The sequence below is a fragment of the Winogradskyella damuponensis genome (assembly GCF_039538385.1).
Taxonomy (GTDB): domain Bacteria; phylum Bacteroidota; class Bacteroidia; order Flavobacteriales; family Flavobacteriaceae; genus Winogradskyella; species Winogradskyella damuponensis.
In genome coordinates this window covers 167,740-192,554 of record NZ_BAABCB010000018.1, presented here as the reverse complement: position 1 = coordinate 192,554, position 24,815 = coordinate 167,740, and the positions used below count along the sequence as shown (strand labels likewise).

Genomic DNA, 24,815 nt, shown 5'->3' with positions numbered 1-24,815 from the left:
CGAATAATATCTCAATCAATGTCAAATAGAAGATTAAAAATATTGTTTAACCTTACTCCAAACACCTTTAGGCTTAATCATGAATTCTTCTTCAAGTTCTTCAAGTGTTTTATCTGCATTATTTATTTTGTTGAATGCCTTAGCTCTAATTAAGTAAATAGAAGGCACAACAAATGCCATAATTGGTAGTAATACGACTATTTGATATTCGTCAAAATACCCTTGGTCTTCATTGAATAAATCAAAAATTTGGTAAGTATACATTACAATAGGAACAATTAATGCATGGTGCCACCAGTGACGGCATGTAAAAAACCAAATTAGTAAAAGTAATAAAGGTATGGCTTTGCCTGTAAAGATCCACATTACCAAGTTGGCATCTTCCCATACTTTACTGTCATATGTAAACAAAAAAGTACTCCAAATTTTTTTACTTGGAATACTTTCATGTAAAGAAAATAAGAATGGTACACTAGCTATAATAATCGCAAGCAGAGCACCTTTCTTGAAACTAGCTTTATAAGCTTCTTGGCTTCTTGAATTTTTTCTTTTCAATTTGTGTTGTTGTTTGTCCATCTAAGTCAATAATGTTAGTAGCTTGTACAGTAAATAACATTCCTCCAAAGATTGCAATCGCTAATACTAAGTTTTTTTTAGTCTTCATAATTTAAGGGATTTAATTAATTAATTACAACAAATGTAAGAGCATTGTATAGTGCTTACAAATGAGAAATTGTTAAAGTCCAATAAATTATGAGGCTTCAATTACGGTTTTTCCGTAATACTAGTGTCTTCTTGTAGGAATAGTATTAATCTTTTTTTAAAATTTTGATACTGTCATGGCTTCGTTCTCGGTTAAATGTTTAGTGTTTACAGTTAATTTGAGGGATCTAATATTATCGTTTAAATGAGTAATGGTAATGGTTTGTGAATCTTCTGGTATGAGTTCTTCAATACGTTCTGACCACTCCATAAATAACCAATGATTACTATTTAAATAGTCTTCTATACCAAAACTATAGGCTTCATCTATAGATTCTATCCTATAGAAGTCAAAATGATATACTTTATCATTTGGTAAAGTATATTCGTTTACAATAGAAAAGGTTGGACTCGTTGCTATATCTTCACTTTGCATTGCTTTAATAAGTGCATTAATAAATGTAGTCTTGCCAGCTCCCATGTTGCCATTAAATAACACTGTCTTAGCATCCAAATATCCTAAAACACGGCTTGCGGTAGCATCAATATCTTTAATATGGTATGTAAACTCTATAGTTTTCAATGTTTTTTAAAAATTTAATGCTACAATATTAGGTATAAATTTTTGAAAAACCTAAAGAAAAGTGCATTTCGTCGATTATTTTTGCATTTTAAAGGATTTTTATTATCGTCTAATATGAGTATCTCGTTAAAATACAGGTTTTAGTTGGACAACTTAATCTTGTATATTATAGTAGTTATTTAGGATCCATTACTACGAACGGAATAACCATTTCTTCTAAAGACACACCGCCATGTTGATATGTATTTCTGTAATAGCTAACATAATGATTAAAGTTATTAGGATATGCTAAAAATAGATCTCCTTTTGCAAATATAAACGAGCTACTCATTGTTAACGAAGGTAAATGTATAGATTTAGGATTCTTAACGGCTAAAACATCTTTGTCTTGGTAAGTTAGACTACGGCCTGTTTTATATCGCAGATTTAGACTAGTGTCTCTATCTCCAATAACTTTAGTAGGAGCTTTTACATTTATAGTGCCATGATCTGTAGTTAATATTAGTTTAAAACCGAGCTGTTGTGATAATTGAATCATTTCTAATAATGGTGAGTTTTTAAACCAACTTACCGTTAGCGAACGATATGCTTTGTCGTTAGATGCTAGTTCTTTAACGACTTCCATTTCGGTTTTAGAATGCGAAAGCATATCCACAAAATTATAGACAATCACATTAAGGTCATTATCTTTTAAAGACCTAAAATTTTCAACTAATTTTTTTCCAGCTTTAAGATTAGTGATTTTATGGTATTCATGTTTTAGGTGACCTAATCCTAAGCGTTTTAACTGTTCTCTTAGAAAATCGGCTTCATGTAAATTTTTTCCGCCTTCATCAGTATCATTTTTCCAATATTGTGGAAATAAACTTTCCATATCAGCAGGCATTAATCCCGAAAATATAGCATTACGTGCGTATTGTGTTGCTGTAGGTAAGATGCTATAAAATGCCAGTTCAGAAGTTTTTTTGTAATAATTGTTTACAATAGGTTCAAACGCTTTCCATTGATCATAACGTAAATTATCTATCACCACTAAAACTGTTGGTTGTTTATCACTTAATTCAGGAACGATTTTATCTTTAAATAAGGTATGAGACATTACTGGCGCATCTGTGTTGGGTTGAAACCAGTCTTCATAGTTTTTCTCAATAAACTTACCAAATTGCATATTGGCTTCGTTTTTTTGAGACTCTAAAATGTCAGTCATCCCAGCATCTTCAATACTTTCTAATTGTAGTTCCCAGTAAATTAATTTCTGATATAAATCTACCCATTCTACATACGAATTAACCATAGATAGATCCATAGCAATCTTTCGGAATTCTTGTTGGTAATTAGAGGTTGTTTTTTCAGATATTAAACGGGAGTGGTCTAAATTTTTCTTTAAGCTCAATAATATCTGATTTGGATTTACGGGTTTTATTAAATAATCGGCAATTTTATTACCAATTGCTTCTTCCATAATATATTCCTCTTCACTTTTAGTAATCATTACTATAGGTAAATTGGCACGTCGTTCTTTTATTTCGTTTAAAGTTTCTAACCCTGTCAATCCAGGCATATTCTCATCTAAAAAGACGATATCAAAGTTTGTGTCAGTTATAATTTCTAAAGCTTCAGTTCCACTTTGGCATTTGGTAACAGTGTAACCTTTTTGCTCTAAAAAAATAATATGAGGCTTTAATAAATCTATTTCATCGTCAACCCAGAGAATATTTATCATGTTATGGTATATTTGTTTATTAATTTTTGAATTTTAAAATTTTGCCTACAAAAAATAAGCTTAAAATCTTTAACGATCCAATTTACGGATTTATTACGATTCCGAATTCGTTAATTTTCGATATTATTCAACATAAATACTTTCAGAGATTACGTCGCATTAGCCAAATGGGATTGTCTTACTTGGTTTATCCAGGTGCACATCATACGCGTTTTCATCATGCTTTAGGATGTATGCATTTAATGCAAAAGGCTGTTAATGTACTTCGTTTTAAGGGAGTTACAATTAGTGAGGATGAAGAAAACGGATTGTTAATAGCCATTCTGTTACATGATATTGGTCATGGTCCTTTTTCACATGCTATGGAACATAGTATCGTAAATAATGTTTCTCACGAAGAAATTTCATTGCGTTTTATGGAAGAACTCAATGCAGAGTTTAACGGAAGTTTAACGTTAGCTATTTCTATTTTTAAGAAGGAATACCCTCGTCAATTTATGTGTGAGCTCATTTCTAGCCAATTAGATATGGATAGAGCAGATTATTTAAAGCGCGATAGTTTTTATACAGGAGTTGCAGAAGGCAATATAAATAGTGAGCGATTAATCACCATGTTAAACGTCGTTAACGACCAGTTAGTAGTAGAAGAAAAAGGAATTTTAAGCGTAGAAAAGTTTTTAATTGCTAGACGTTTTATGTATTGGCAAGTATATATGCATAAAACAGGTGTCGTTGCCGAACAATTATTAATGGGAACATTAAAGCGAGCAAAAGAATTAGTGCAACAAGGAGCAAAGCTAAATTGTAGTGATGCTTTATTTTATTTTCTTTTTTCTGAAATTAATGCCGAAAATTTTAATAATGAAACTTTAACTGTTTTTTCAAAATTAGACGATTATGATATTGTAGCAGCTATGAAAGATTGGCAAAACCATGAAGATTTTGTATTGAGTAACCTTTGCCAAATGATATTAAATAGAAACTTATTAAAAGTAAAGCTGAAAAATAAGCCCATTAAATCTTCAGAATTAAAAATGCATTCAGAAGCATTAATAAAAAAACATAAAATTACTAATCATGAAGCCTCATATTTTGTGTTTCAAGGGAAGTTAACAAACCAAGCATATCAGAATAACTTTCAGAAAATCAATATCTTATTTAAATCAGGGAAAATAAAAGATATCGTAAAAGCATCAGACCAATTAAACCTAAAAGCACTGAGTAAACCCATTACTAAATATTATATGTGTTACCCTAAAAAGAAAATGTAATCCTTTTTTTCTATTTTTGCGGAAAGCAACATGACTTTAAAATCTAATCATTGAAATTTACAGCAGAACAAATCGCAGGTATTTTAGAAGGAACAGTTGTTGGTGACCCTAATATTGAAGTTTTTAAACTCTCTAAGATTGAAGAAGGAACGCAAGGCTCATTAACTTTTTTATCTAATCTTAAATACACACCTTATATATATACCACAGAAGCATCAATTACTATTGTAAATACAGATTTTAAACCCGAAAAACCTATTTCAACGACGCTAATTAAAGTTGAAGATGCTTATGAAGGTTTTTCTAAATTGTTAGAATATTACGATCGTATAAAATCAAATAAATCGGGTATAGAACAACCTTGTTTTATTTCAGAAAGCGTTAAGGTTCCAGATAATATATATATAGGTGCTTTTGCTTACATTGGTAATAATGTAGAAATTGGAGATAATGTTAAAATTTATCCACATTCATTTATTGGAGATAATGTAAAAATAGGAGACAATTCAATTGTTTATCCTGGTGGAAAGATTTATTCGGACTGTATTTTAGGAAATAGTTGTGTTATCAATTCTGGCGCTATAATTGGTGCCGATGGTTTTGGTTTTGCTCCAACAAAAGATGGTGGTTACACTAAAATCCCACAAACAGGTAATGTTATTTTAGAGGATTATGTAGATGTTGGTGCTGGTACAACTATAGATAGAGCAACAATAGGTTCTACAATTATAAGAACAGGTGTAAAATTAGATAATCAAATACAAATTGCACATAATGTAGAAATCGGAAAAAATACGGTTATAGCTGCTCAATCAGGAGTGGCTGGTTCTACAAAAATTGGAGAACATTGCCAAATTGGAGGACAAGTAGGCATTGCTGGACATTTAATTATTGGAAACAATGTAAAAGTGCAAGCTCAATCTGGTATAGGAAGAAATGTAAAAGATAACGAGGTTTTACAAGGTTCTCCTTCTTTTGGGTATTCCGATTGGAATAAATCGTATGTTTATTTTAAAAATTTACCAAAACTCGTAAAAACTATTAATGAATTAGAAAAAAAAGTAGATGGCAATAATTAAAACGGAAACGAGACAAAAAACCATTGAAAAGGAAGTAACACTAACAGGTGTAGGACTTCATACTGGTGCAGATGTTAAATTAGTATTTAAACCTGGTTTAGAGAATTCAGGATTTGTATTTGTTAGAGTTGACCTTGAAGGCAATCCTAAAATAGAAGCAGATGCTAATTACGTTACAAATACACAACGTGGTACGTGCTTAGAGAGAAATGGAGTAACTATACAAACTTGCGAGCACGTTTTAGCAGCTTTAGTAGGTTTAGATATAGACAATGCTATTATAGAACTAAATGCTTCTGAACCACCAATAATGGATGGCTCTTCTAAATTCTTTGTGGAAGCAATAGAAAAAGCTGGTATTGTAGAACAAGATGCTCTTAGGGAAGAATATGAAGTAACACAGGTTGTATCTTATTGCGATGAAGAAACTGGAAGCGAAATAATATTAATGCCTTCTAGTTCTTATCAAATTACGACTATGGTAGACTTTGGTACCAAAGTTTTAGGTACTCAAAATGCGACATTAAATAAAGTTTCAGATTTTAAATCAGAGATTGCAGACGCAAGAACCTTTAGTTTTTTACACGAGATTGAAATGCTTTTAGAGCATGGACTAATAAAAGGTGGTGACTTAAATAATGCTATTGTTTATGTAGATAAAGAATTGTCTCCAGAAACTATGGAGAAATTAAGAGTAGCGTTTAATAAAGATAATATTGCTGTTAAACCTAATGGAATTTTAGATAATCTTACATTGCACCATCCTAACGAGGCAGCACGTCATAAACTATTAGATGTTGTTGGTGACTTAGCTTTAATTGGTACACGTATAAGAGGAAAAGTTATAGCAAATAAACCAGGACATTTTGTAAATACACAATTTGCAAAAAAGATGTCTAAGCTTATAAAGAACGAAAGACGAAATAATGTGCCTCAGATAGATTTGAATTCAGAACCATTAATGGATGTGAATCAAATTATGGACATGTTACCACACAGACAACCCTTTTTGTTATTAGATAAGGTTTACGAACTAACTAATAACCATGTTATTGGTATGAAAAATGTCACCATGAACGAAGAGTTCTTTAAAGGGCATTTCCCTGGAGCTCCAGTTATGCCTGGCGTTTTAATTGTAGAAGCTATGGCTCAAACAGGTGGAATTTTAGTGTTAAGCACAGTTCCTGATCCAGAAAATTATTTGACATTCTTTATGAAAATGGATAATGTAAAATTCAAACAAAAGGTTGTTCCTGGTGATACATTAATATTTAAATGTTCATTAATTTCCCCAATAAGAAGAGGGATTTGTCATATGCAAGGATATGCCTATGCCAATGGTAAATTATGCGCAGAAGCAGAATTGATGGCACAAATATCAAAAGTTAAGTAAAAATTAATGGTATAGCTTAAGGCTATTGAAATTAAGAAGCATTATATTTTTACTTCAAATTATAAAATAAAAAAAATGAACCAACCGTTAGCATACGTACATCCTGGTGCAAAGATTGCAAAGAATGTAGTTATAGAGCCTTTTACAACGATTCATAATAATGTAAAAATAGGTGAAGGTACTTGGATTGGAAGTAATGTAACTATTATGGAAGGTGCTCGAATCGGAAAAAATTGTAATATTTTTCCAGGAGCTGTTATTTCAGCAGTACCTCAAGATTTAAAGTATAACGACGAAGACACAACCGTAGAAATAGGAGACAATGTTACCATTAGAGAATGTGTAACTATAAATCGTGGTACAACAGACAAGATGAAAACCGTAATTGGTGATAATTGTTTGATTATGGCTTACTGCCATATAGCGCACGATTGTATCGTTGGTAACAATTGTATATTTTCAAATAATAGCACACTAGCAGGTCATATTACTGTTGGTGACTATGTAGTTTTAGCAGGAATGACTGCTGTACATCAATTTTGTGCCATAGGAAATCATGCCTTTGTAACAGGTGGATCCTTAGTTAGAAAAGACGTGCCTCCATTTGTTAAAGCTGGTAGAGAACCATTATCGTATGTTGGAATTAATTCAGTTGGGTTAAGACGAAGAGGTTACAGTACAGAAAAAATTAGAGAGATTCAGAATATTTATAGAATGCTCTATCAAAAAAATTATAATAATACACAAGCTTCAGATTTAATTGAAGCAGAAATGGAAGCCACTCCAGAACGTGACGAAATTCTTCAATTTATTAAGAATTCGCATCGTGGAATTATGAAAGGCTATTTTAAATCAAATTAAACAACTAAGACTTTAAACTAGAAATAAACAAATAGTTTTATTTGAATGTCTAAAAACAATTAAGACTATAAATTAACGACTAACAATAAAATAATGGCAAGTACTTCAGATATTAGAAACGGATTATGTATAAGATATAATAATGATATTTATAAAATTGTTGAATTTCTTCATGTAAAACCAGGAAAAGGTCCTGCTTTTGTAAGAACTAAAATGAAAAGTGTTACTACAGGTAAAGTTCTAGATAACACATTTTCTGCTGGTCATAAAATTGAAGATGTACGTGTTGAAACACATAAATTTCAATATTTATACAATGATGGCGAATTCTATCATTTTATGAATGAATCGGATTACACACAAATTAGATTATTAGAGTCTGCATTAGATAGACCAGATTTAATGAAAGAAGGAGAAATTGTAACTATTCAAATTAATACGGAAGATAACATGCCGCTTTCAGTAGATTTACCAGCTTCTGTAATATTAGAAGTTACAGCTACTGAGCCTGGTGTAAAAGGAAACACTGCAACTAATGCAACTAAACCAGCAACGGTGGAGTCTGGTGCAGAAGTTAATGTTCCATTATTTATCAACGAAGGAGATAAAATTAAAGTTGAAACAGATAAAGGAACTTACAAAGAACGTATTAAAGAATAACAAATAAGTAGGCCGTCTTCAGTCCACAGTTAGCAGCGCTTACTGAGGTCTGTAAACTGTAGACTTCTAATCTGAATACTGATAAATGAAATTCCCAAAACCTCACACCTTAAAACAAATCGCTACACTAATTGATTGCAATTTCAAAGGTGCAGAAGATTTTGAAATTTTAGGTATTAATGAAATTCATGTGGTAGAACCAGGTGATATTGTTTTTGTAGATCATCCTAAATATTATGATAAAGCGCTACAATCTGCAGCTACAATAGTCTTAATTAATAAAGATGTAGACTGTCCTGAAGGAAAAGCACTTCTTATCTCAGATGATCCTTTTAGAGATTTTAATAAAATCACAGAGCATTTTAAACCTTTTAAAGCCTCAAATAGTGCTATTGCAGATGACGCCATAATAGGTGAAGGTACTATAATACAACCTAATTGTTTTATAGGAAATAATGTAAAAATTGGTAAAAACTGTATTATTCATGCCAATGTTAGTATTTACGATGACGCTATCATTGGCGATCATGTCACAATTCATTCAGGTACGGTTTTAGGCGCAAGTGCATTTTATTATAAAAACAGACCAGAAGGCTATGACCAACTAAAATCTGGTGGTCGTGTTATTATTAAAGACCATGTAGATATTGGAGCGCTTTGTACTATTGATAGAGGAGTTACAGGCGATACCACTATTGGTGAGGGATCAAAATTAGATAATCAAATTCAAGTTGGTCATGATACCTTAATTGGAAAGAAATGTTTAATTGCATCGCAAACAGGAATTGCAGGTTGTGTTGTCATTGAAGATAATGTTACCATTTGGGGACAAGTAGGTGTAAAAAGTGGTATTACTATTGCAAAAGGTACGGTTTTGTATGCTCAATCTGGATTGGGACATTCTACAGCCGAAGGCAAAACCTATTTTGGTTCGCCAGCACAAGAAGCTAGATATCAATTTAAGGAAATGGCTTACATAAAAAAAATTCCTGAGATTCTTCAAAAATTAAAAAACTTACAATGACAGCAAAAGAGCTTGTTAAAGCATTTTATGAGTCCGATTTAGCTAATGACGCTACAATCGTACCTAGGTTTTTTCATAAAGACTGTAAAATGCATTGGAATAGTAGTCATGGATTTAGATTGTTAAATTACAATGACATTGAAGATTTTTTTGAGAACACAAGAAAATCATATCATAATATTCGTTTTGAATTTACACATTTAATAGAGGCAGATGCATTGGTAACGTCAAGGCATACGCTCTTTGCAAATACAATAGAGGATCCAAATTTTGAACAACCATTAGCACACTATTCAACCATTTGGGAAGTTAAGGATAACAAACTCTATCGTGGTTATGAGATAAGTCAGCAAGCAAATGAAACGGATTTAGAATGCATGAATTCTTATGCTGAAAGAAAAATATAAAAAGAGCTCGCTTTTGCGTATTAAATCTCTTATTTTTGTACAACAAAATTATAAAACTTAAAATCAACAATATCAAATGAGCGTTTTAGTTAATAAAAATTCCAATATTATAGTTCAAGGTTTTACAGGTAGTGAAGGTACTTTTCACGCTGAGCAAATGATTGAATATGGTACAAATGTTGTAGGCGGAGTAACGCCTGGTAAAGGTGGTCAAACACATTTAGATAAGCCTGTTTTTAATACAGTTTCTGAAGCTGTTGAAAAAGTAGGTGCAGATACAACCATTATTTTTGTACCACCTGCTTTTGCTGCTGATGCAATTATGGAAGCTGCTGATGCAGGTATCAAAGTAATTATTACAATTACAGAAGGTATTCCTGTTGCAGATATGATTAAAGCTTCAAATTATATCAAAAATAAAGACTGTCGTTTAGTTGGTCCTAACTGTCCAGGTGTTATTACTCCAGGTGAAGCTAAAGTTGGAATTATGCCAGGTTTTGTATTCAAATCAGGTAAAGTAGGTATCGTTTCTAAATCTGGAACATTAACTTATGAAGCGGCTGATCAAGTTGTGAAACAAGGTTTAGGTATTACAACAGCTATTGGTATTGGTGGTGATCCAATTATTGGAACAACGACTAAAGAAGCTGTAGAGCTTTTAATTAACGACCCAGAAACAGAAGCTGTTGTTATGATTGGCGAAATTGGAGGTCAATTAGAAGCAGATGCAGCAGAGTGGTACAAAGCAAGTGGAAGTAAGAAACCTGTTGTTGGTTTTATTGCTGGTGAAACTGCTCCTGCTGGTCGTACAATGGGACATGCTGGTGCTATTGTAGGTGGAAGCGATGATACTGCACAAGCCAAAAAGAAAATTATGAGAGCTTGTGGAATTCACGTTGTAGATTCTCCTGCTGAAATAGGAAAGAAAGTTGCTGAAGTTTTAGGCTAAACTTCTGTTAAAATATATTTAAATACATAACGTTATTAATCCATTGGCTATACATTTAGCTAATGGATTTTTTTTATTCAATTAATCAACTAAAATCAAAAAATGAAAATCACTAAAACACTAATGCTGCTTTCCATGATTGCAGTCGTTTTTGGCTGTAAGACCGAAAACAATGACAAAAAAATGGCTTATGCCATAGAAACTATTCAAGACGCTAATGGTTTTAATTATGAAACTGTTGCAAATGACCCAACAGGTTTACGACTTTATACTTTAGATAATGGTCTTAAAGTGTATTTGGGTAAAAATGAAGAAGAACCAAAAATTCAAACTCTTATTGCTGTTAGAGCTGGTTCTACTTATGACCCAGCCGATAATACAGGGTTAGCACACTATTTAGAACACATGGTTTTTAAAGGTACTGATAAAATTGGTACAACTAATTATGAAGAAGAATCTAAATTAATTAAACAGATTTCTGATTTATATGAGGAGCATAAAAAAGAACAAGATCCTGAAAAGAAAAAAGAAATTTATAAAAAGATAGATGAAATTTCTTTAGAAGCTTCAAAATTATCTATTGCTAATGAGTATGACAAAATGGTAAATTCATTAGGAGCTGAAGGTACAAATGCTTTTACCTCTAATGAGCAAACGGTTTATGTTAACAAAATACCATCTAACGAAGTTGATAAATGGCTTAAAGTAGAAAGTGAGCGTTTTAGCAAATTAGTATTACGTTTATTTCATACAGAATTAGAAGCTGTTTATGAAGAATTTAATAGAGGACAAGACAGTGATGGTCGTAAGCAATACTTTGCAACACTAGAAGGTTTATTCCCAACACATCCTTACGGAACACAATCTACAATAGGTATATCAGAGCATTTAAAAAATCCATCAATGGAAGCGATTAATGCTTATTTCAACAAGTATTATGTGCCAAACAATATGGCTGTAATCATGGTTGGTGATTTAGATTTCGATACCACTATAAAAAAGGTAAATGATGCTTTTGGAAGTTATGAGAAAAAAGAAGTAACACATCCTACGTTTCCAGAATTAGAGCCAATTACAGCTCCTGTTAAAAAAGTAGTATTAGGTCCAACATCAGAATCTATATACGTTGCTTTTAGATCAAAAGGAAAAGGATCTGACCAAGAAGTTATATTAAGTTTAGTAGATTATATGCTATCTAATTCTCAAGCAGGTTTAATAGATTTAAACCTTAACCAAAAACAAATGGTACAGAATGCATCGTCATTTACAAATTTTGATAATGATTACGGTTTCCATATGCTTTATGGGTCACCAAAAGCTGATCAAACTTTAGACGAAGTAAGAGATTTATTATTGTCACAAATAGAGAAAATCAAAAAAGGAGAATTTGAAGATTGGTTATTAGATGCTGTGATTAATGATATGCGTCTATCTCAAATTCGTCAATACGAAAACGGATCTGCAACAGCATATGCTTATTTAGATGCTTTTATTGGTGAACAAGAATGGAGTAATCGTCTTAAAATGTTAGATGAAATGAAAAAAATAACAAAGCAAGATGTTGTTGATTTTGCTAATTCATTTTATGGTAACAATTATGTAGAAGTGCATAAGCAAAAAGGAGAAGATACTTCTATTGTAAAAGTTGAAAATCCAGGAATTACTCCAATTGAATTAAATAGAGGTAAAGAATCTGAGTTTTTAAAAGCATTAAACGAGATAGAATCTCCAGATTTGAAGCCTCAATTTGTAGATTACAAAACGGCTATTAAAGAAACTAAAACAGACAATGGACTTAAAATGTCTTATATCGAAAACCCTAATAATGATATTTTTAATCTAAATATTATTTTTGATATGGGTCAAGATAATGATAGAATGGTTTCTCTTGCTGCTGGTTATTTAGATTATTTAGGTACTGATAAATACACACCAGAACAATTAAAACAAGAGTTTTATAAAATTGGAATTAGCTACAATGTATTTTCTTCTAGTGATAAAACTTATGTTGGTATTTCTGGACTTAAAGAAAACCTAGATGCAGGTTTAGCACTTTTAGAGCACTTATGGAATAATGCAGAACCAAACCAAGAAACCTACAATAAATATGTTGAAAGTATTTTAAAAAGTAGAGAAGATGGCAAAACAGAAAAAGGAAACATTTTCTGGAATGGGTTAATGAGTTACGGACAATATGGAGAAAACTCTAGATTAAGAAATATATACTCTCAAGCAGAATTAAAAGCAATGAGCCCAACAGAGTTAGTAAACAAGATAAAAGAAATGCGTGCTTATAATCAACGTATTTTTTATTATGGAAATGCAGTAGATGAAGCAAAAGTAGCTTTAAATACACATCATAAAATTCCTGAAACGTTATTAGATTATCCTGAAAAAGTAGAATATACCAATTTAGAAACAGGAGGTAATGTTTACTTTGTAGATTATGATATGGTACAAAGTGAAATTTTATTGGTAGCCAAAGGAGAGGAGTTCAGCCCAGAGAAAATGGCAGCTTCACAATTGTTTAATACTTATTTTGGTAGCGGCTTATCATCAATTGTATTTCAAGAAATTAGAGAATCTAAGTCTTTAGCTTATTCTGCTTTTTCAAGCTATAACAATGCTGCAGAAGTAGGAAAACCAAATTATACAATGGCTTACGTTGGTACGCAAGCTAATAAATTGGAGCAAGCCGTTGGTGCTATGATGGAATTAATGACTAATATGCCAGAAGCAGAAGATCAATTTAACCAAGCTAAAGAAGCAACTTTAAAGAAAATTGCCTCACAGCGTATCACTAAATCTAATATTTTCTGGACCTATGAAGGCTTGAAAAAACGCGGAATAGATAATGATAATCGTGAAGAAATTTATAACACGATTAAAAACATGACCATGGAAGATCTTAAAACATTCTTTAACGATAACATTAAAGGAGAAGAGTATAATGTCATGGTTATTGGAAATAAAAAGGATATGGATTTTGATGCCTTAAGTAAATTAGGAACAATAAAAGAATTAGATATCGATTATCTTTTCAATTACAATCAACCTGAAGCACTAAAGCAATAACAATATCTTTAGCATTAAAATTAAACCTCATATTTATGTTAAAATATGAGGTTTTTTTTATTTCGTACAGTTAGTAATTGGTATATTTGAAACTGTTTAAATACTCTTATAAACGTTAGTTCTAATGATTTTTTTAACTTTTATTAAGTTGAAAATAGTATTGAGTACATTATTTAGAAAAAGACGTTTAAAAGACTAACTTAGAAATAACTAACCAAACATATTAAATTATGAAACTTTTAGAAGGAAAAACAGCCATAATCACAGGAGCAAGTAGAGGTATTGGAAAAGGAATTGCAGAAGTTTTTGCAGATCATGGAGCAAATGTTGCATTTACATATAGTTCTTCAGTTGAAGCGGCAAATGCGCTAGAAAAAGAATTAAACTCTAAGGGCATAAAAGCCAAAGGCTACCAAAGTAATGCCGCTAATTTTGATGAATCTCAAAAACTAGCCGAAGATGTTTTAGCCGAATTTGGTTCTATTGATATCCTAGTAAACAATGCAGGTATCACAAAAGACAATCTTTTAATGCGAATGGGCGAAGAAGATTTTGATAAAGTAATAGAAGTGAACTTAAAATCAGTTTTTAACATGACTAAAGCCGTACAGCGTACCATGTTAAAACAACGAAAAGGTTCAATTATTAATATGAGCTCTGTAGTTGGTGTAAAAGGTAATGCCGGACAAACTAACTACGCAGCATCTAAAGCAGGAATCATAGGCTTTTCTAAATCTGTAGCATTAGAATTAGGATCGCGTAATATTAGAAGCAATGTCATTGCACCAGGTTTTATTGAAACTGAAATGACAGCAAAACTAGACGAAGAAACTGTAAAAGGTTGGAGAAGTGCCATTCCTTTAAAAAGAGGCGGTACACCAGAAGATATTGCTAATGCATGTGTATTTTTAGCAAGTGATTTAAGTGCTTATGTTACAGGACAGACGCTTAATGTAGATGGTGGTATGTTAACTTAAACTGTCATTCCTGCGAAAGTAGGAATCTTATGATATTTCTCGAGATTTTAATGAATAAACTAACAATTATATACATAACAATTGCTGCAATTACAGCGCTTTTATTAGCGCTGTTTCAGTATTTGTATAAATCGAAATTAAAGTCTAATCTAAAATATATACTTATAACACTTAGGAGCATTTCAATCTTTGGCATTTTGTTATTGCTTATTAATCCTAAGTTTGAATCCTTTACCTATTTCGACGAAAAACCAACTTTAGTCATAGCTGTTGATAATTCGGAATCTGTCTCATATTTAAAACAAGATGAAAAGGCTAGGGAAGTGGTTGCTGCTCTAAAAGGGAATTCAGAATTAAATAAACGTTTTAATGTTCAGTCTTATAGCTTTGGTAAATCTGTTTCGACCTTAGATAGTTTAAATTTTAAGGAGCGTCAATCAAACTTAGCAATGGCTCTAAAGCAGTTTGGAGAAGTTTATGCCAATCAAACGGCTCCAATTATAGTATTAAGCGATGGGAATCAAACCTATGGTTCAGATTATAGTTATATAGCAAAAGGAGTTAAGCAACCCATTTATCCTATTATCCTTGGAGATTCTACTATTCATTCAGACTTAAGCATTAAACAACTCAATGTTAACCGTTATGTGTATTTAAAAAATAAGTTTCCTGTAGAAATTATTGCTAATTATAGTGGTAACGCATCTATCAATACGGAGCTTAAGATTTGGTCGGGAAATACTGTAGTCTTTAGAAAAACACTGCAGTTTAACGCTTCAAAACAGTCTGAAATTATCTCTACTGCATTGTTAGCAAATAGTGTAGGTGTTAAAACATATAGAGTAGAATTAGTTGCTTTAGACAGTGAAAAAAATACCGTAAATAACTTTAAAAATTTTGGTGTAGAAGTTATTGATCAAAAAACAAATATTGCAGTAGTTTACAATCGGTTGCATCCAGATTTAGGAGCTTTAAAAAAAGCGATTGAAAGTAATGAACAGCGAAGTATTACGCTTATAAAACCCAAAGCATATTTAAATAAAATTAATGACTTTCAATTAGCAATATTATATCAGCCAGATAATAGCTTTAATGTAGTCTTAAAAGAAATTAAGGAACAAAAAGTCAATACGTTCATTATTTCTGGGGCTACAACCAATTGGAATATCTTAAATGAAAGTCAAGATTATTTTAAACAAAAAATTACCAATCAAACAGAGAACTACCAGCCAAGTTTAAATAGAAATTATGGCACTTTCATTGTTGAAAATTTAGACTTCAATAGTTTTCCTCCTTTAAAATCAGAGTTTGGTGCACTTCAAATTTCAGTTCCGCATGAAACTTTATTATATAAAACCGTCAATGGTATCACTACGGAAGATATATTATTAGCCACTTTTGAAGCAGATGCTACTAAACACGCCATTTTAAATGGAGAAGATATTTGGAGATGGAGAGCTCAATCATTTCTAAACACCAATGGTTTTAATGCATTTGATGAGTTTATAAATAAACTCGTTCAGTATTTAAGCTCAAACAAGAAACGAAAAAGAATTAATATCGATTATAAATCGTTTTATAATGGTAATGATGATGTAATTATTTCTGCACAGTATTTTAATAAGAATTTTGAGTTTGATAATTCGGCATCGTTAAGTGTTGTGTTAAAAAACAAGGATACTGAAAGCGTTAAAGAAGTTCCGCTGTTATTAAATAATGGAAATTATAGCGTAGATTTAAGTGGTATTGATGCTGGTTTGTACGATTTTACGGTTAAACATAATTTAGAATCTGTTGCTGCATCTGGAAGTTTTCAAATTTTAGAATACAATGTAGAACAGCAGTTTTTAAATGCAGATGTTACTAAGTTAAATGCCTTGGCAAATAATAGTAATGGTGAAGCGTATTTTACATCTCAATTAGAGCTATTAACAACCAATATACTTAGTGACAATCGTTATAAAACCATTCAGAAAAGCACTAAAAATATCGTATCTTTGATTGATTGGAAATATCTACTCGGTTTAATAGCTTTAAGCCTTTTTATTGAGTGGTTTATTAGAAAATATAACGGATTAATTTAAATAAATAATAATGGAAAAATTACCAAAAATAGGATTGCCAATTTTAATAGGAGTGATACTTTTAATTATAGTTTTAGCTAAATCTGCTGTAACCTTAGATTCTGGTCATGCAGGTATATTATATGAAACGCTTAATGGAGGTGTAGATCCTGATAAAGATCCATTGGGTCCTGGTTTTCATATAATAGCACCATGGAATCGTGTAATTGATTATGAAACACGTCAGCAAGAAGTACCTGAAAAGATGTCTGTTTTATCTTCAAATGGATTAGATATTAAACTGGATGCTTCTGTGTTATACCAACCAGATATTAAAAATTTAGGACGATTACACAACCAAAAGGGGGAAAGTTACTTGAGTCGTGTTTTACAACCTGCTATTAGAAGTGCAGCTAGAAGTGTCGTAGGAAGATATACTCCTGAGCAGTTGTATTCTAGTAAAAGAGATGCAATTCAAGAAGAAATTTATGAAGAGACTAAAAAAATCGTAGAGCCACAATTTATTCAACTGAATGATATCTTAATTAGAGACGTTACTTTACCACCAACAATTAAGGAAGCTATTGAAAGAAAATTAAAACAAGAGCAAGAATCTTTAGAATATGAATTTAGATTGGTAACGGCACAAAAAGAAGCTGAAAAAGTAATTATTGAAGCACAAGGTAAAGCAGATGCTAACCGAATTCTAAGCGCATCTTTAACGGATAAAATCTTACAAGACAAAGGAATTGAAGCAACAGTAAAATTATCTGAATCACCAAATAGTAAAGTTATTGTTATAGGATCTGGTGATAGTGGAATGCCAATTATATTAGGTAATCAGTAAAACAAAATTACCCTATTTATATTTAAAACCCTTTTGAGATATCATTAGGGTTTTCTTTTTTTTTATAAATAAAAAATGATAACTAATGGCAATAATATATTAGGTTAAATGTATGTTTTTAACGATTAAGTTGAGGATTTTGTATTTTTTATATATAAAAAATGTATTTTGTACATGTTTAATGAATCCCAAATCTTATGAAACCGATAAACCTACTAATTGTATTACTATTTTTTTCTTTTATATCTAAAGCTCAAGAACAACAATGTGCTTTTGATGTTATAAGACAGCAACAGCGTCAAAATTCAAATTTTGTTGAGTTAGAAAGACGCGCTGAAGAAAAAATAAAAAGCGCCATTCAGAGTCCTGACTTTTACTCAAGAAGTACAGCTGGTTCTGTAATAACAATTCCTGTGGTTGTACATGTTTTACATTTGGGGGAAGCTGTTGGATCCGGTACTAATATTTCTGATGCTCAAATACAAAGTAGTATTGATAATCTAAATGATTATTATAGAGGTCAAATTCCAACTAGTCCCATAGATTTTGAAATAGAATTTGCATTAGCACAAAGTGACCCTAGTTGCAATGCTACAACGGGTATAAATAGAATAGATGCTTCTGGTGTGCCAGGCTATTTATCAGATGGTGTTTCTTTTGAAGGCGCAGGAGCAGATGAAGGAGTCTTAAAAGATTTAAGCCGTTGGCCAGAAACAGACTATTTTAATATTTGGATTGTCACAGAAATAGACGGTAATAATGGTGGTTTTGGTTATCAAGGCTATGCAAATTTTTATTATGGAAGTGCGTATGAAGGTTCTGTAATGATGTACTCTGTTTTTGGTTATGACCCTACTAATGCTAATCCGTCTTGGCCATTACATTCTGCTAGAGACAACGGAACAGTAGTACATGAAGCAGGTCATTATTTTCACTTATTTCATACGTTTCAAGGTGATGACGGAGGAGGAACATGTCCTGGAGACAATATTGTTGGTACAGATAGTGATGGTTGTGCAGATACAGTACCTCACAAAAGAGAGACAAGTACATGTCCTGCTATAAATAGTTGTACGCTTGCGCCCTGGGTAGATAATAATACCATAAATAATATAATGAGTTATTATTATTGTGCAGATAGACTTACTAATGATCAAAAAACAAGAGTAAGAGCTGCTATGGAAGGTACATCGATTGCTAATTCTAAAGCTTCAGAGTCACCAAATTTAAGTTATGCATCTCCAAGTTCGGTATGTGCAATAAATACAGCAACAAATTTAACCAATTCTGCAGGTATCGTAAATGTTGAGTTAAATGGTGTAACATTTAGTTCTAGCACAACAGGCGAAGATGGTGGTAATATTAATAATGCTGCCAATTGTAATAATTATTTTGAAATTGACACAGCTATTTCTAATACTATTAATGTTGATCTTTGGATTAATTTTCATCAGCTTGGTATATGGATAGATTGGAATGATGATGGAGACTTTGATGATGAAGCAGAGCAACAACATCTTTCACAAGATATAGAAGATTATGGTTCAGTTTCTGTTGCTTTAACCTATCCAACAGTGATTCCTTATGGAGAATACGTAAGAGTACGTTTAATCACAGAACTGGATGACAGATATGGGTTCCCGGTATTAAGTTCGGCATGTCCTCCTTCTTTAGTTTATGGTCAATATGAAGATTACTCCATTTATATAAAACCAGGAGGTCCTGTTACCTATACTTATGATAATGGTTGGTTGCCTAGTGATCCTATAGGTGTATCTAATTCTAGTGATACCATTATAATTGAGTCTGGTACTGCTAATATCTCAGCTGATACTAATTGCAATACATTAACTGTAAATCCTGGTGCGGCTTTAACTATAGATTCAGGTGTTACGCTTACGGCAACCACGGTAGATTTAAACTCGACATCACAACTTTTTTCAAGTTTAATATCTGATGGCACAATTACGGGTGTTGTAAATTATCATAAGTATGCATCGCAAATAGGAACAAACGATTTAATTTCTGCACCAATTTCAGGACAATTATTTCCTGCTTTTGCTGCTTTAAATACAAACTTGGCAGCAGCCGCTATTACAATAAGAGCTTTTGCACCTTATAATACATCGGTTGGAGCTTATCAAAATTATGATGTAGCTGCAAATGCATTAACTACAATTGATGCAGGGACAGGTTACAGAGCAGCAACAACAGATGGAAGCAATTTAACTTTTACAGGTATTGCTAGAACAGATGACGTACTTGATGTACCTATTTCTGATGCAGCCGCAGGTTATGCGTGGAACTTAATTGGAAATCCATATCCTTCGTATATTGATTTTGAAACCTTTTTTACGACTAATGCAAGTGAGTTTGATTCCAATAGTGCGTTTCAAGCCATTTATGGTTATGATGGAGATGTTTCTAATGGTTGGACCGTTTGGAATTTAGCAACTATAGCAGATGGAACTGTTACCGAGTTAATTGCGCCAGGACAAGCGTTTTTTGTTAAATCTAAATCAGGAGGCGGTATGGTTGATTTTACCAAAGCAATGCGTCGTACAGGTAGTTCTGATGATTTTATTGTAGGCAGAAACTCTTCAGCAAATGTTGTTTCCTCTCAATTAAATTTAACTAGCACGTCTAAAAAAGCATCAACACAAATTTACTTTATTGAAGGTACCACTAGAGGCTTAGATGTTGGTTATGATGCAGGTTCTTATAATGCAGGTAGTGTAGATTTTTCAATATTTTCAAATTTAGTAGAAGATAATACTGGTGTAAATATGACAATACAGTCTTTACCTTATAATGATTTTAATGATATTATTATCCCTCTTGGTATAAAGGCTAATGCTAATGAAGACTTGACTATTTCTATTGACAATATTTCGGCATTACCTGTTGGTGTTAATATTTATTTAGAAGATAGTTTTGAAAACAGTTTAACCTTATTAAATGATAATGCTTATACGTTTAATTCGCCATCAGAATTAAATGGAACAGGTCGTTTTTATTTAAGATATTCGTCTGCTGTATTAAGTACAAAAACGAATGAATTTAATCATTTACATATTTATGCGACTTCAAAACCAAAAGAAATAGTCATCAGTGGTTCATTAGGTACTAAGACAGAAGCTAAAATTTACGATTTACAAGGTCGATTAGTTTTGTATACTAATTTAGAAACTACAAATACATCAAATTATATTGATGTGTCTACTTTGTCATCAGGGATTTATATTGTTAAGGTTTTTGATGCTATTAAAGTGAAAACAAAAAAAATAATTATTAATTAAAAACTTAATTGAAAATAAAAACAGTCTTAATCTATGATTAGGGCTTTTTTTTATTCTTAATTTAAGGTGTTTTATTGAGTGAAATAGAGGTTCAACTTTAAATAAAAAACAAAAAAGCACTTAATCGTTAAAAATATTATTTTTGTCGGATAAAAAGTAGTTTAAACGATTATATATTTTTTTTAATCGATTAAATATGTGTTTTGACGATTTATTTCAACGTTTTTATAAGTTTGTGGTACTGAAACTATTAACTATATCATAACCCCAAATTTATGAAAAACTTTACACCTACTTTAACTTTATTATTTCTGTTGTGCATTTTTAATTTGTCAAAAGCACAAGGACAAGATCAAAATTCTGTAGAAAGCGAAAATACCTCTATTACCTTTACTTATGATAATGGATGGTTGCCAAGTAATCCCTTGGGTATAGCCACGTCACTTGATAATATTATTATTAAGTCGGGTATTGCTAATATTACAATAAATACGCTATGTAGTATTTTAACTGTAGATCCTGGTGCAGCATTATATGTGGCTTCAGGTATTACACTAACGACTGATGTATTAAATTTAGAATCTACTTCTCAGCAATATTCGAGTTTAATTTCAGATGGTACTATTGTTGGGGTAATATCTTACCATAAACATACAGAGCAACTAGGAATCAATGATTTAATTTCGCCACCAATCTCTGGTCAGCTCTTTCCTGAATTTGCAGCAGAAAACTTAAACTTAGGTTATAGTGGTTTTACAAGAGCGTTTGCTCCATATAATACAGCAGCTGGAGCTTATCAGAATTATGGCATACTTTCAAATGCATCAACCCTTCTTGAAGCGGGAAAAGGTTATAGAGCTGCAACAACAGATGGAGGCACATTAACTTTTACTGGTATTCCTAGAACTGATGATGTTTTAGATATTTCAATTTCAGATGCATCAGCAGGTTTTGCATGGAATTTAATAGGAAACCCTTATCCTTCATATATCGATTTTGAAACGTTCTTTATATTAAATAAATCTCAATTTAATACAGGTACTTATCAAGCCATATACGGTTATGATGGAGATGCATCTGATGGATGGACAGTTTGGAACCAGGCAAGTATTGATTCGCCAGTAATAAATGAATTAATTGCTCCAGGTCAAGCCTTTTTTGTGAAAGCAAAATCGGGTGGCGGACTTGTTGATTTTACAACCACAATGCGTTGTGAAGGATCTTCTGATGATTTTATTTTAGGACGGTCATCGTCATCTCCACACCATGGACATATACAATTAAAATCTTCGTCTAGCGAGTCTAACTTTAGTACAGATTTTTATTTTAATAGTAATGCAACACAGGGTTTTGATCCTGGTTATGATTCTGCTTTATTCAGTGAAAATCCTCCTGCATTTTCTATTTATTCTCATTTGGTTGAAGATAATTCAGGTACTCCACTTGCTGTTCAAACATTTAATCCAATTGCAATGTATGATGTTGTAATACCATTAGGTGTTAATGCCAGTCAAGGACAAGAAGTAACACTTAGTATTACTGAAACTGATATGCCAGAAGATATCATCATATATTTAGAGGATACTTCTAATAATTCGTTTACTTTATTAAACACCAACGATTATGTGTTTACGGCTAATGATAATTTAACAGGTACAGGTCGTTTTTATCTTAGATTTAGTGGAGATGCACTAAGTGTTGATAAGTCAAACTTTACAACGGTTAATATTTGGTCTCATGATAAAACAATTAACATTAGCGGACAATTATTGAGTGAAACTAAAGCTAGATTGTATGATGTTAATGGTCGTGTAGTTTTAACTAATACATTAAATACCAATAGTGCTAAACAAACTATAGATGTTAGTCATATAAGTGCTGGTATTTATATAATGGAATTAGATAATAAAACAAACGAAAGACGTATTGAAAAACTAATAATTAGATAACAATTGTATGTTGTAAAACAATGTTTTATAAGAAACAGCCATAATTGTAAAATTATGGCTGTTCTGTTTTTGCGGTAATTGTTAAGAAAGTTTATTCACCAGCAAGCACAATTTTTAAATCAGGATAATTAGTCTGTAGTTCTTTTTCTAAACCAATAACATGAGAAGCTCCCACAATAACAATATTACGTTCTGAATCTGAAGCCATAACTTGTTCTCCTATGTTTTTTGCCATTCTCATATTACGCTCATTCCAATAACGTTCACCTTCTGTACAACCTTCTGTTTTTACAGCGACATAGGTAAATGAACTAGATTTATGTAATTGTTCTAATGATTTTCTTCTATTAGTGTGTTTTCCTAATCCTCTAAAAATAGCAGGAATTATAGCCGAATTGTATGCCTTTTTATTCATTTTGTTGTTAATGGCATTATTACCGTTAGATTGTCCTTCTTTACCACATTTAGTCCAAGCCTCATGATATTCTTCATTGGTTCGTTGGTCGTCCATAGACGTCAATAATTTTATATTTTGATGTAATGCGAGTTTAAAAGTAAGGTCGCCATCTTCATGTTGTGTTGGTTTTTTTGAGCCTTCAACACCATATTTTTTTATATAAGTATAAAATTCATGATTAGCATTATCTCTATTATAGGCAAGCGTAGTAATCATAAAATCTAAGTCTTCAGTTGTCATATCTGAAAAAGATTTTTCTAGAATAGAATTATACGTTTTAAGATTTGGTGTAAATACCTTTTGAATAGAATCAGATAAATAATAAAAAGCTTTATAGTTTTTAGACCAGCCATCTTTTAAATATTCCCAACTTAAGGTGTCATTTCCGCTTGGGCTTTCGACATAAATTGCAGTAGGGTTATATTTTTTGGCACGTCTTAGCATTGGTTTGTAACTGCGCTTTACAATATTTGGAACAGTATGCATTGTGCCTACAATTAAAATTTCTTTTTGTGAATCTTGTGCATTTACATTTAGTGTTGAAATACATAATGCGATAATAAAAGTGATTAGCGTTTTCATAATTAATGTGTTTTTGGTGTTAAACTTTCTTAGAGCAAACTTAATTATGAAATGGCTCAAAACTCAATAATAATAGGTGTTTGGGATGAAATGACCTTAGTTTGTGGTAGAATTAATGGTCGCTTTTATATCTTTTTGATAGGTTTTAGAAATAGGGACTTCTATATGGTGATTTAGTATTACATAAAGCTTACCGTTTTCTGTTTTCCATTGTTGGAAATGAAACGGATTAATAAGATATGAACGGTGTGCACGACGCAATTCTGGAAATTGATCTGCAATAACTGAAAGTTTATTTCTAATTAATGTTTTCTTCAAGTCATGTCCCGATAGATAAAAAACTTCGATGTAATTATCTGAAGATTGAATGCTAATGACTTCATTTAGCTGTAAGCGTAACCCTTCATAATTACCTTCGCCTTTAATTTCAATTTTTTGATCTTCTAATTGTTTTTCATAATATTTTCCAAATCCAAAACGGCCAATTAATATAATAGGCAATATGGTAGCAATTGCAGGAAGAAATATAGTTGTAAGCATATAACCTAAGGTGTTAGGATTAGGCTCATTGGCTACCACGATGAATAAATAATAGCATCGCGCAATAGCAATGCTAACTATAGAAAAGGTAATAATAAATGTTAGTTCGCTAAAAATGTTCCATTGATTTTGAAACTTACGATATAAATAGCTCTGAAAAGGTAAGAACAACAAATAGCAAAAGCCAGCAACTAAACCATAACCAGGTAAATAAATTAGTTTCTCATTGTTTGATAATTCGCTAACATCTAAAGGTTCTGTGAAGTACAAAAATATAAACACCCAAAGTGCCAGTAGCAAACTAATTATAATATGATGTTTTATTAACGGATCAAAGGGGTAAAGTCTTTTCAAATTTCAAGTTTTGAACTATA

General features: G+C 31.7%; 20 protein-coding genes. 14 read left to right on the top strand and 6 right to left on the bottom strand.

Annotated elements, in window-relative coordinates:
* Nucleotides 1-33 precede the first annotated feature (33 nt).
* From ABD730_RS09525 to porX, 4 genes are all read right to left on the bottom strand, one after another.
* The gene (locus tag ABD730_RS09525; protein WP_344714187.1) at nucleotides 34-411 is read right to left on the bottom strand and encodes a hypothetical protein; all 378 of its coding nucleotides are present in this window, start codon (nucleotides 409-411) and stop codon (nucleotides 34-36) included.
* Nucleotides 412-517: 106 nt separating this feature from the next.
* Entirely contained in the window at nucleotides 518-664 is a 147-nt protein-coding gene (locus ABD730_RS09520; protein WP_215925714.1) for a hypothetical protein, read from the bottom strand.
* Nucleotides 665-820: 156 nt separating this feature from the next.
* On the bottom strand, nucleotides 821-1,285 hold the full coding sequence (gene tsaE / locus ABD730_RS09515) for a tRNA (adenosine(37)-N6)-threonylcarbamoyltransferase complex ATPase subunit type 1 TsaE (protein WP_334469243.1): 465 nt from the start codon (nucleotides 1,283-1,285) through the stop codon (nucleotides 821-823).
* Nucleotides 1,286-1,460: 175 nt separating this feature from the next.
* The gene (gene porX / locus ABD730_RS09510; RefSeq protein ID WP_344714186.1) at nucleotides 1,461-3,008 is read right to left on the bottom strand and encodes a T9SS response regulator signal transducer PorX; all 1,548 of its coding nucleotides are present in this window, start codon (nucleotides 3,006-3,008) and stop codon (nucleotides 1,461-1,463) included.
* Nucleotides 3,009-3,049: 41 nt separating this feature from the next.
* On the opposite strand from porX, the gene ABD730_RS09505 reads away from it, so the two are divergent.
* The 14 genes from ABD730_RS09505 to ABD730_RS09440 all read left to right on the top strand — a co-directional run bounded on the left by ABD730_RS09505 (nucleotide 3,050) and on the right by ABD730_RS09440 (nucleotide 22,862).
* Nucleotides 3,050-4,279 carry an HD domain-containing protein gene (locus ABD730_RS09505; protein WP_344714185.1) on the top strand — a complete coding sequence of 410 codons (1,230 nt, stop codon included), beginning with the start codon at nucleotides 3,050-3,052 and terminating at the stop codon, nucleotides 4,277-4,279.
* 50 nt (nucleotides 4,280-4,329) lie between these two features.
* On the top strand, nucleotides 4,330-5,358 hold the full coding sequence (lpxD, locus tag ABD730_RS09500; protein WP_334469238.1) for a UDP-3-O-(3-hydroxymyristoyl)glucosamine N-acyltransferase: 1,029 nt from the start codon (nucleotides 4,330-4,332) through the stop codon (nucleotides 5,356-5,358).
* Entirely contained in the window at nucleotides 5,345-6,751 is a 1,407-nt protein-coding gene (locus ABD730_RS09495; RefSeq protein WP_334469235.1) for a bifunctional UDP-3-O-[3-hydroxymyristoyl] N-acetylglucosamine deacetylase/3-hydroxyacyl-ACP dehydratase, read from the top strand. Before lpxD ends, ABD730_RS09495 begins: the two co-directional genes overlap by 14 nt.
* 75 nt (nucleotides 6,752-6,826) lie before the next feature.
* Nucleotides 6,827-7,612 (top strand): acyl-ACP--UDP-N-acetylglucosamine O-acyltransferase, encoded by a 786-nt coding sequence (gene lpxA, locus ABD730_RS09490; RefSeq protein WP_334469233.1) that lies wholly within the window; start codon nucleotides 6,827-6,829, stop codon nucleotides 7,610-7,612.
* A 93-nt stretch (nucleotides 7,613-7,705) separates the two neighbouring features.
* Entirely contained in the window at nucleotides 7,706-8,272 is a 567-nt protein-coding gene (gene efp / locus ABD730_RS09485; RefSeq protein ID WP_215925707.1) for an elongation factor P, read from the top strand.
* Nucleotides 8,273-8,357: 85 nt separating this feature from the next.
* Nucleotides 8,358-9,296, top strand: a complete 939-nt coding sequence (locus tag ABD730_RS09480) for a UDP-3-O-(3-hydroxymyristoyl)glucosamine N-acyltransferase (protein WP_215925706.1) — start codon at nucleotides 8,358-8,360, stop codon at nucleotides 9,294-9,296.
* Entirely contained in the window at nucleotides 9,293-9,703 is a 411-nt protein-coding gene (locus tag ABD730_RS09475; RefSeq protein ID WP_334469231.1) for a nuclear transport factor 2-like protein, read from the top strand. Before ABD730_RS09480 ends, ABD730_RS09475 begins: the two co-directional genes overlap by 4 nt.
* Nucleotides 9,704-9,779: 76 nt before the next feature.
* Nucleotides 9,780-10,652 carry a succinate--CoA ligase subunit alpha gene (gene sucD, locus ABD730_RS09470; protein WP_334469229.1) on the top strand — a complete coding sequence of 291 codons (873 nt, stop codon included), beginning with the start codon at nucleotides 9,780-9,782 and terminating at the stop codon, nucleotides 10,650-10,652.
* 102 nt (nucleotides 10,653-10,754) lie between these two features.
* Complete coding sequence (locus ABD730_RS09465) at nucleotides 10,755-13,727, top strand: M16 family metallopeptidase (protein ID WP_344714181.1); 2,973 nt, start codon at nucleotides 10,755-10,757, stop codon at nucleotides 13,725-13,727.
* Nucleotides 13,728-13,957: 230 nt separating this feature from the next.
* Nucleotides 13,958-14,704: a 3-oxoacyl-[acyl-carrier-protein] reductase gene (gene fabG / locus ABD730_RS09460; protein ID WP_215925702.1), complete on the top strand. Its 747-nt coding sequence runs from the start codon at nucleotides 13,958-13,960 to the stop codon at nucleotides 14,702-14,704.
* A gap of 29 nt (nucleotides 14,705-14,733) precedes the next feature.
* Complete coding sequence (locus ABD730_RS09455) at nucleotides 14,734-16,788, top strand: VWA domain-containing protein (RefSeq protein WP_344714179.1); 2,055 nt, start codon at nucleotides 14,734-14,736, stop codon at nucleotides 16,786-16,788.
* 10 nt (nucleotides 16,789-16,798) lie between these two features.
* Nucleotides 16,799-17,614: a prohibitin family protein gene (locus tag ABD730_RS09450; protein WP_334469222.1), complete on the top strand. Its 816-nt coding sequence runs from the start codon at nucleotides 16,799-16,801 to the stop codon at nucleotides 17,612-17,614.
* 197 nt (nucleotides 17,615-17,811) lie between these two features.
* Nucleotides 17,812-20,913 (top strand): zinc-dependent metalloprotease, encoded by a 3,102-nt coding sequence (locus tag ABD730_RS09445; protein WP_344714176.1) that lies wholly within the window; start codon nucleotides 17,812-17,814, stop codon nucleotides 20,911-20,913.
* Between the two features lie 275 nt (nucleotides 20,914-21,188).
* Nucleotides 21,189-22,862 carry a T9SS type A sorting domain-containing protein gene (locus ABD730_RS09440; RefSeq protein ID WP_344714174.1) on the top strand — a complete coding sequence of 558 codons (1,674 nt, stop codon included), beginning with the start codon at nucleotides 21,189-21,191 and terminating at the stop codon, nucleotides 22,860-22,862.
* A gap of 91 nt (nucleotides 22,863-22,953) precedes the next feature.
* Here the strand turns inward: ABD730_RS09440 and ABD730_RS09435 are convergent, their stop codons facing one another.
* Together ABD730_RS09435 and ABD730_RS09430 are read right to left on the bottom strand one after the other, a co-directional pair.
* Nucleotides 22,954-23,901: a DUF5694 domain-containing protein gene (locus ABD730_RS09435; protein WP_344714172.1), complete on the bottom strand. Its 948-nt coding sequence runs from the start codon at nucleotides 23,899-23,901 to the stop codon at nucleotides 22,954-22,956.
* A 96-nt stretch (nucleotides 23,902-23,997) separates the two neighbouring features.
* Nucleotides 23,998-24,795, bottom strand: a complete 798-nt coding sequence (locus ABD730_RS09430; RefSeq protein WP_344714170.1) for a LytTR family DNA-binding domain-containing protein — start codon at nucleotides 24,793-24,795, stop codon at nucleotides 23,998-24,000.
* Between the last annotated feature and the right edge of the window lie 20 nt (nucleotides 24,796-24,815).

Excerpts from the sequence above, each read along its gene's own strand:
- ABD730_RS09520 (WP_215925714.1), bottom strand. The coding sequence starts at position 664 with ATGAAGACTAAAAAAAACTTAGTATTAGCGATTGCAATCTTTGGAGGA.
- porX (WP_344714186.1), bottom strand. The coding sequence starts at position 3,008 with ATGATAAATATTCTCTGGGTTGACGATGAAATAGATTTATTAAAGCCT.
- ABD730_RS09495 (WP_334469235.1), top strand. The coding sequence starts at position 5,345 with ATGGCAATAATTAAAACGGAAACGAGACAAAAAACCATTGAAAAGGAA.
- lpxA (WP_334469233.1), top strand. The coding sequence starts at position 6,827 with ATGAACCAACCGTTAGCATACGTACATCCTGGTGCAAAGATTGCAAAG.
- efp (WP_215925707.1), top strand. The coding sequence starts at position 7,706 with ATGGCAAGTACTTCAGATATTAGAAACGGATTATGTATAAGATATAAT.
- ABD730_RS09480 (WP_215925706.1), top strand. The coding sequence starts at position 8,358 with ATGAAATTCCCAAAACCTCACACCTTAAAACAAATCGCTACACTAATT.
- ABD730_RS09475 (WP_334469231.1), top strand. The coding sequence starts at position 9,293 with ATGACAGCAAAAGAGCTTGTTAAAGCATTTTATGAGTCCGATTTAGCT.
- sucD (WP_334469229.1), top strand. The coding sequence starts at position 9,780 with ATGAGCGTTTTAGTTAATAAAAATTCCAATATTATAGTTCAAGGTTTT.
- ABD730_RS09465 (WP_344714181.1), top strand. The coding sequence starts at position 10,755 with ATGAAAATCACTAAAACACTAATGCTGCTTTCCATGATTGCAGTCGTT.
- fabG (WP_215925702.1), top strand. The coding sequence starts at position 13,958 with ATGAAACTTTTAGAAGGAAAAACAGCCATAATCACAGGAGCAAGTAGA.
- ABD730_RS09455 (WP_344714179.1), top strand. The coding sequence starts at position 14,734 with ATGATATTTCTCGAGATTTTAATGAATAAACTAACAATTATATACATA.
- ABD730_RS09450 (WP_334469222.1), top strand. The coding sequence starts at position 16,799 with ATGGAAAAATTACCAAAAATAGGATTGCCAATTTTAATAGGAGTGATA.
- ABD730_RS09445 (WP_344714176.1), top strand. The coding sequence starts at position 17,812 with ATGAAACCGATAAACCTACTAATTGTATTACTATTTTTTTCTTTTATA.
- ABD730_RS09440 (WP_344714174.1), top strand. The coding sequence starts at position 21,189 with ATGAAAAACTTTACACCTACTTTAACTTTATTATTTCTGTTGTGCATT.
- ABD730_RS09435 (WP_344714172.1), bottom strand. The coding sequence starts at position 23,901 with ATGAAAACGCTAATCACTTTTATTATCGCATTATGTATTTCAACACTA.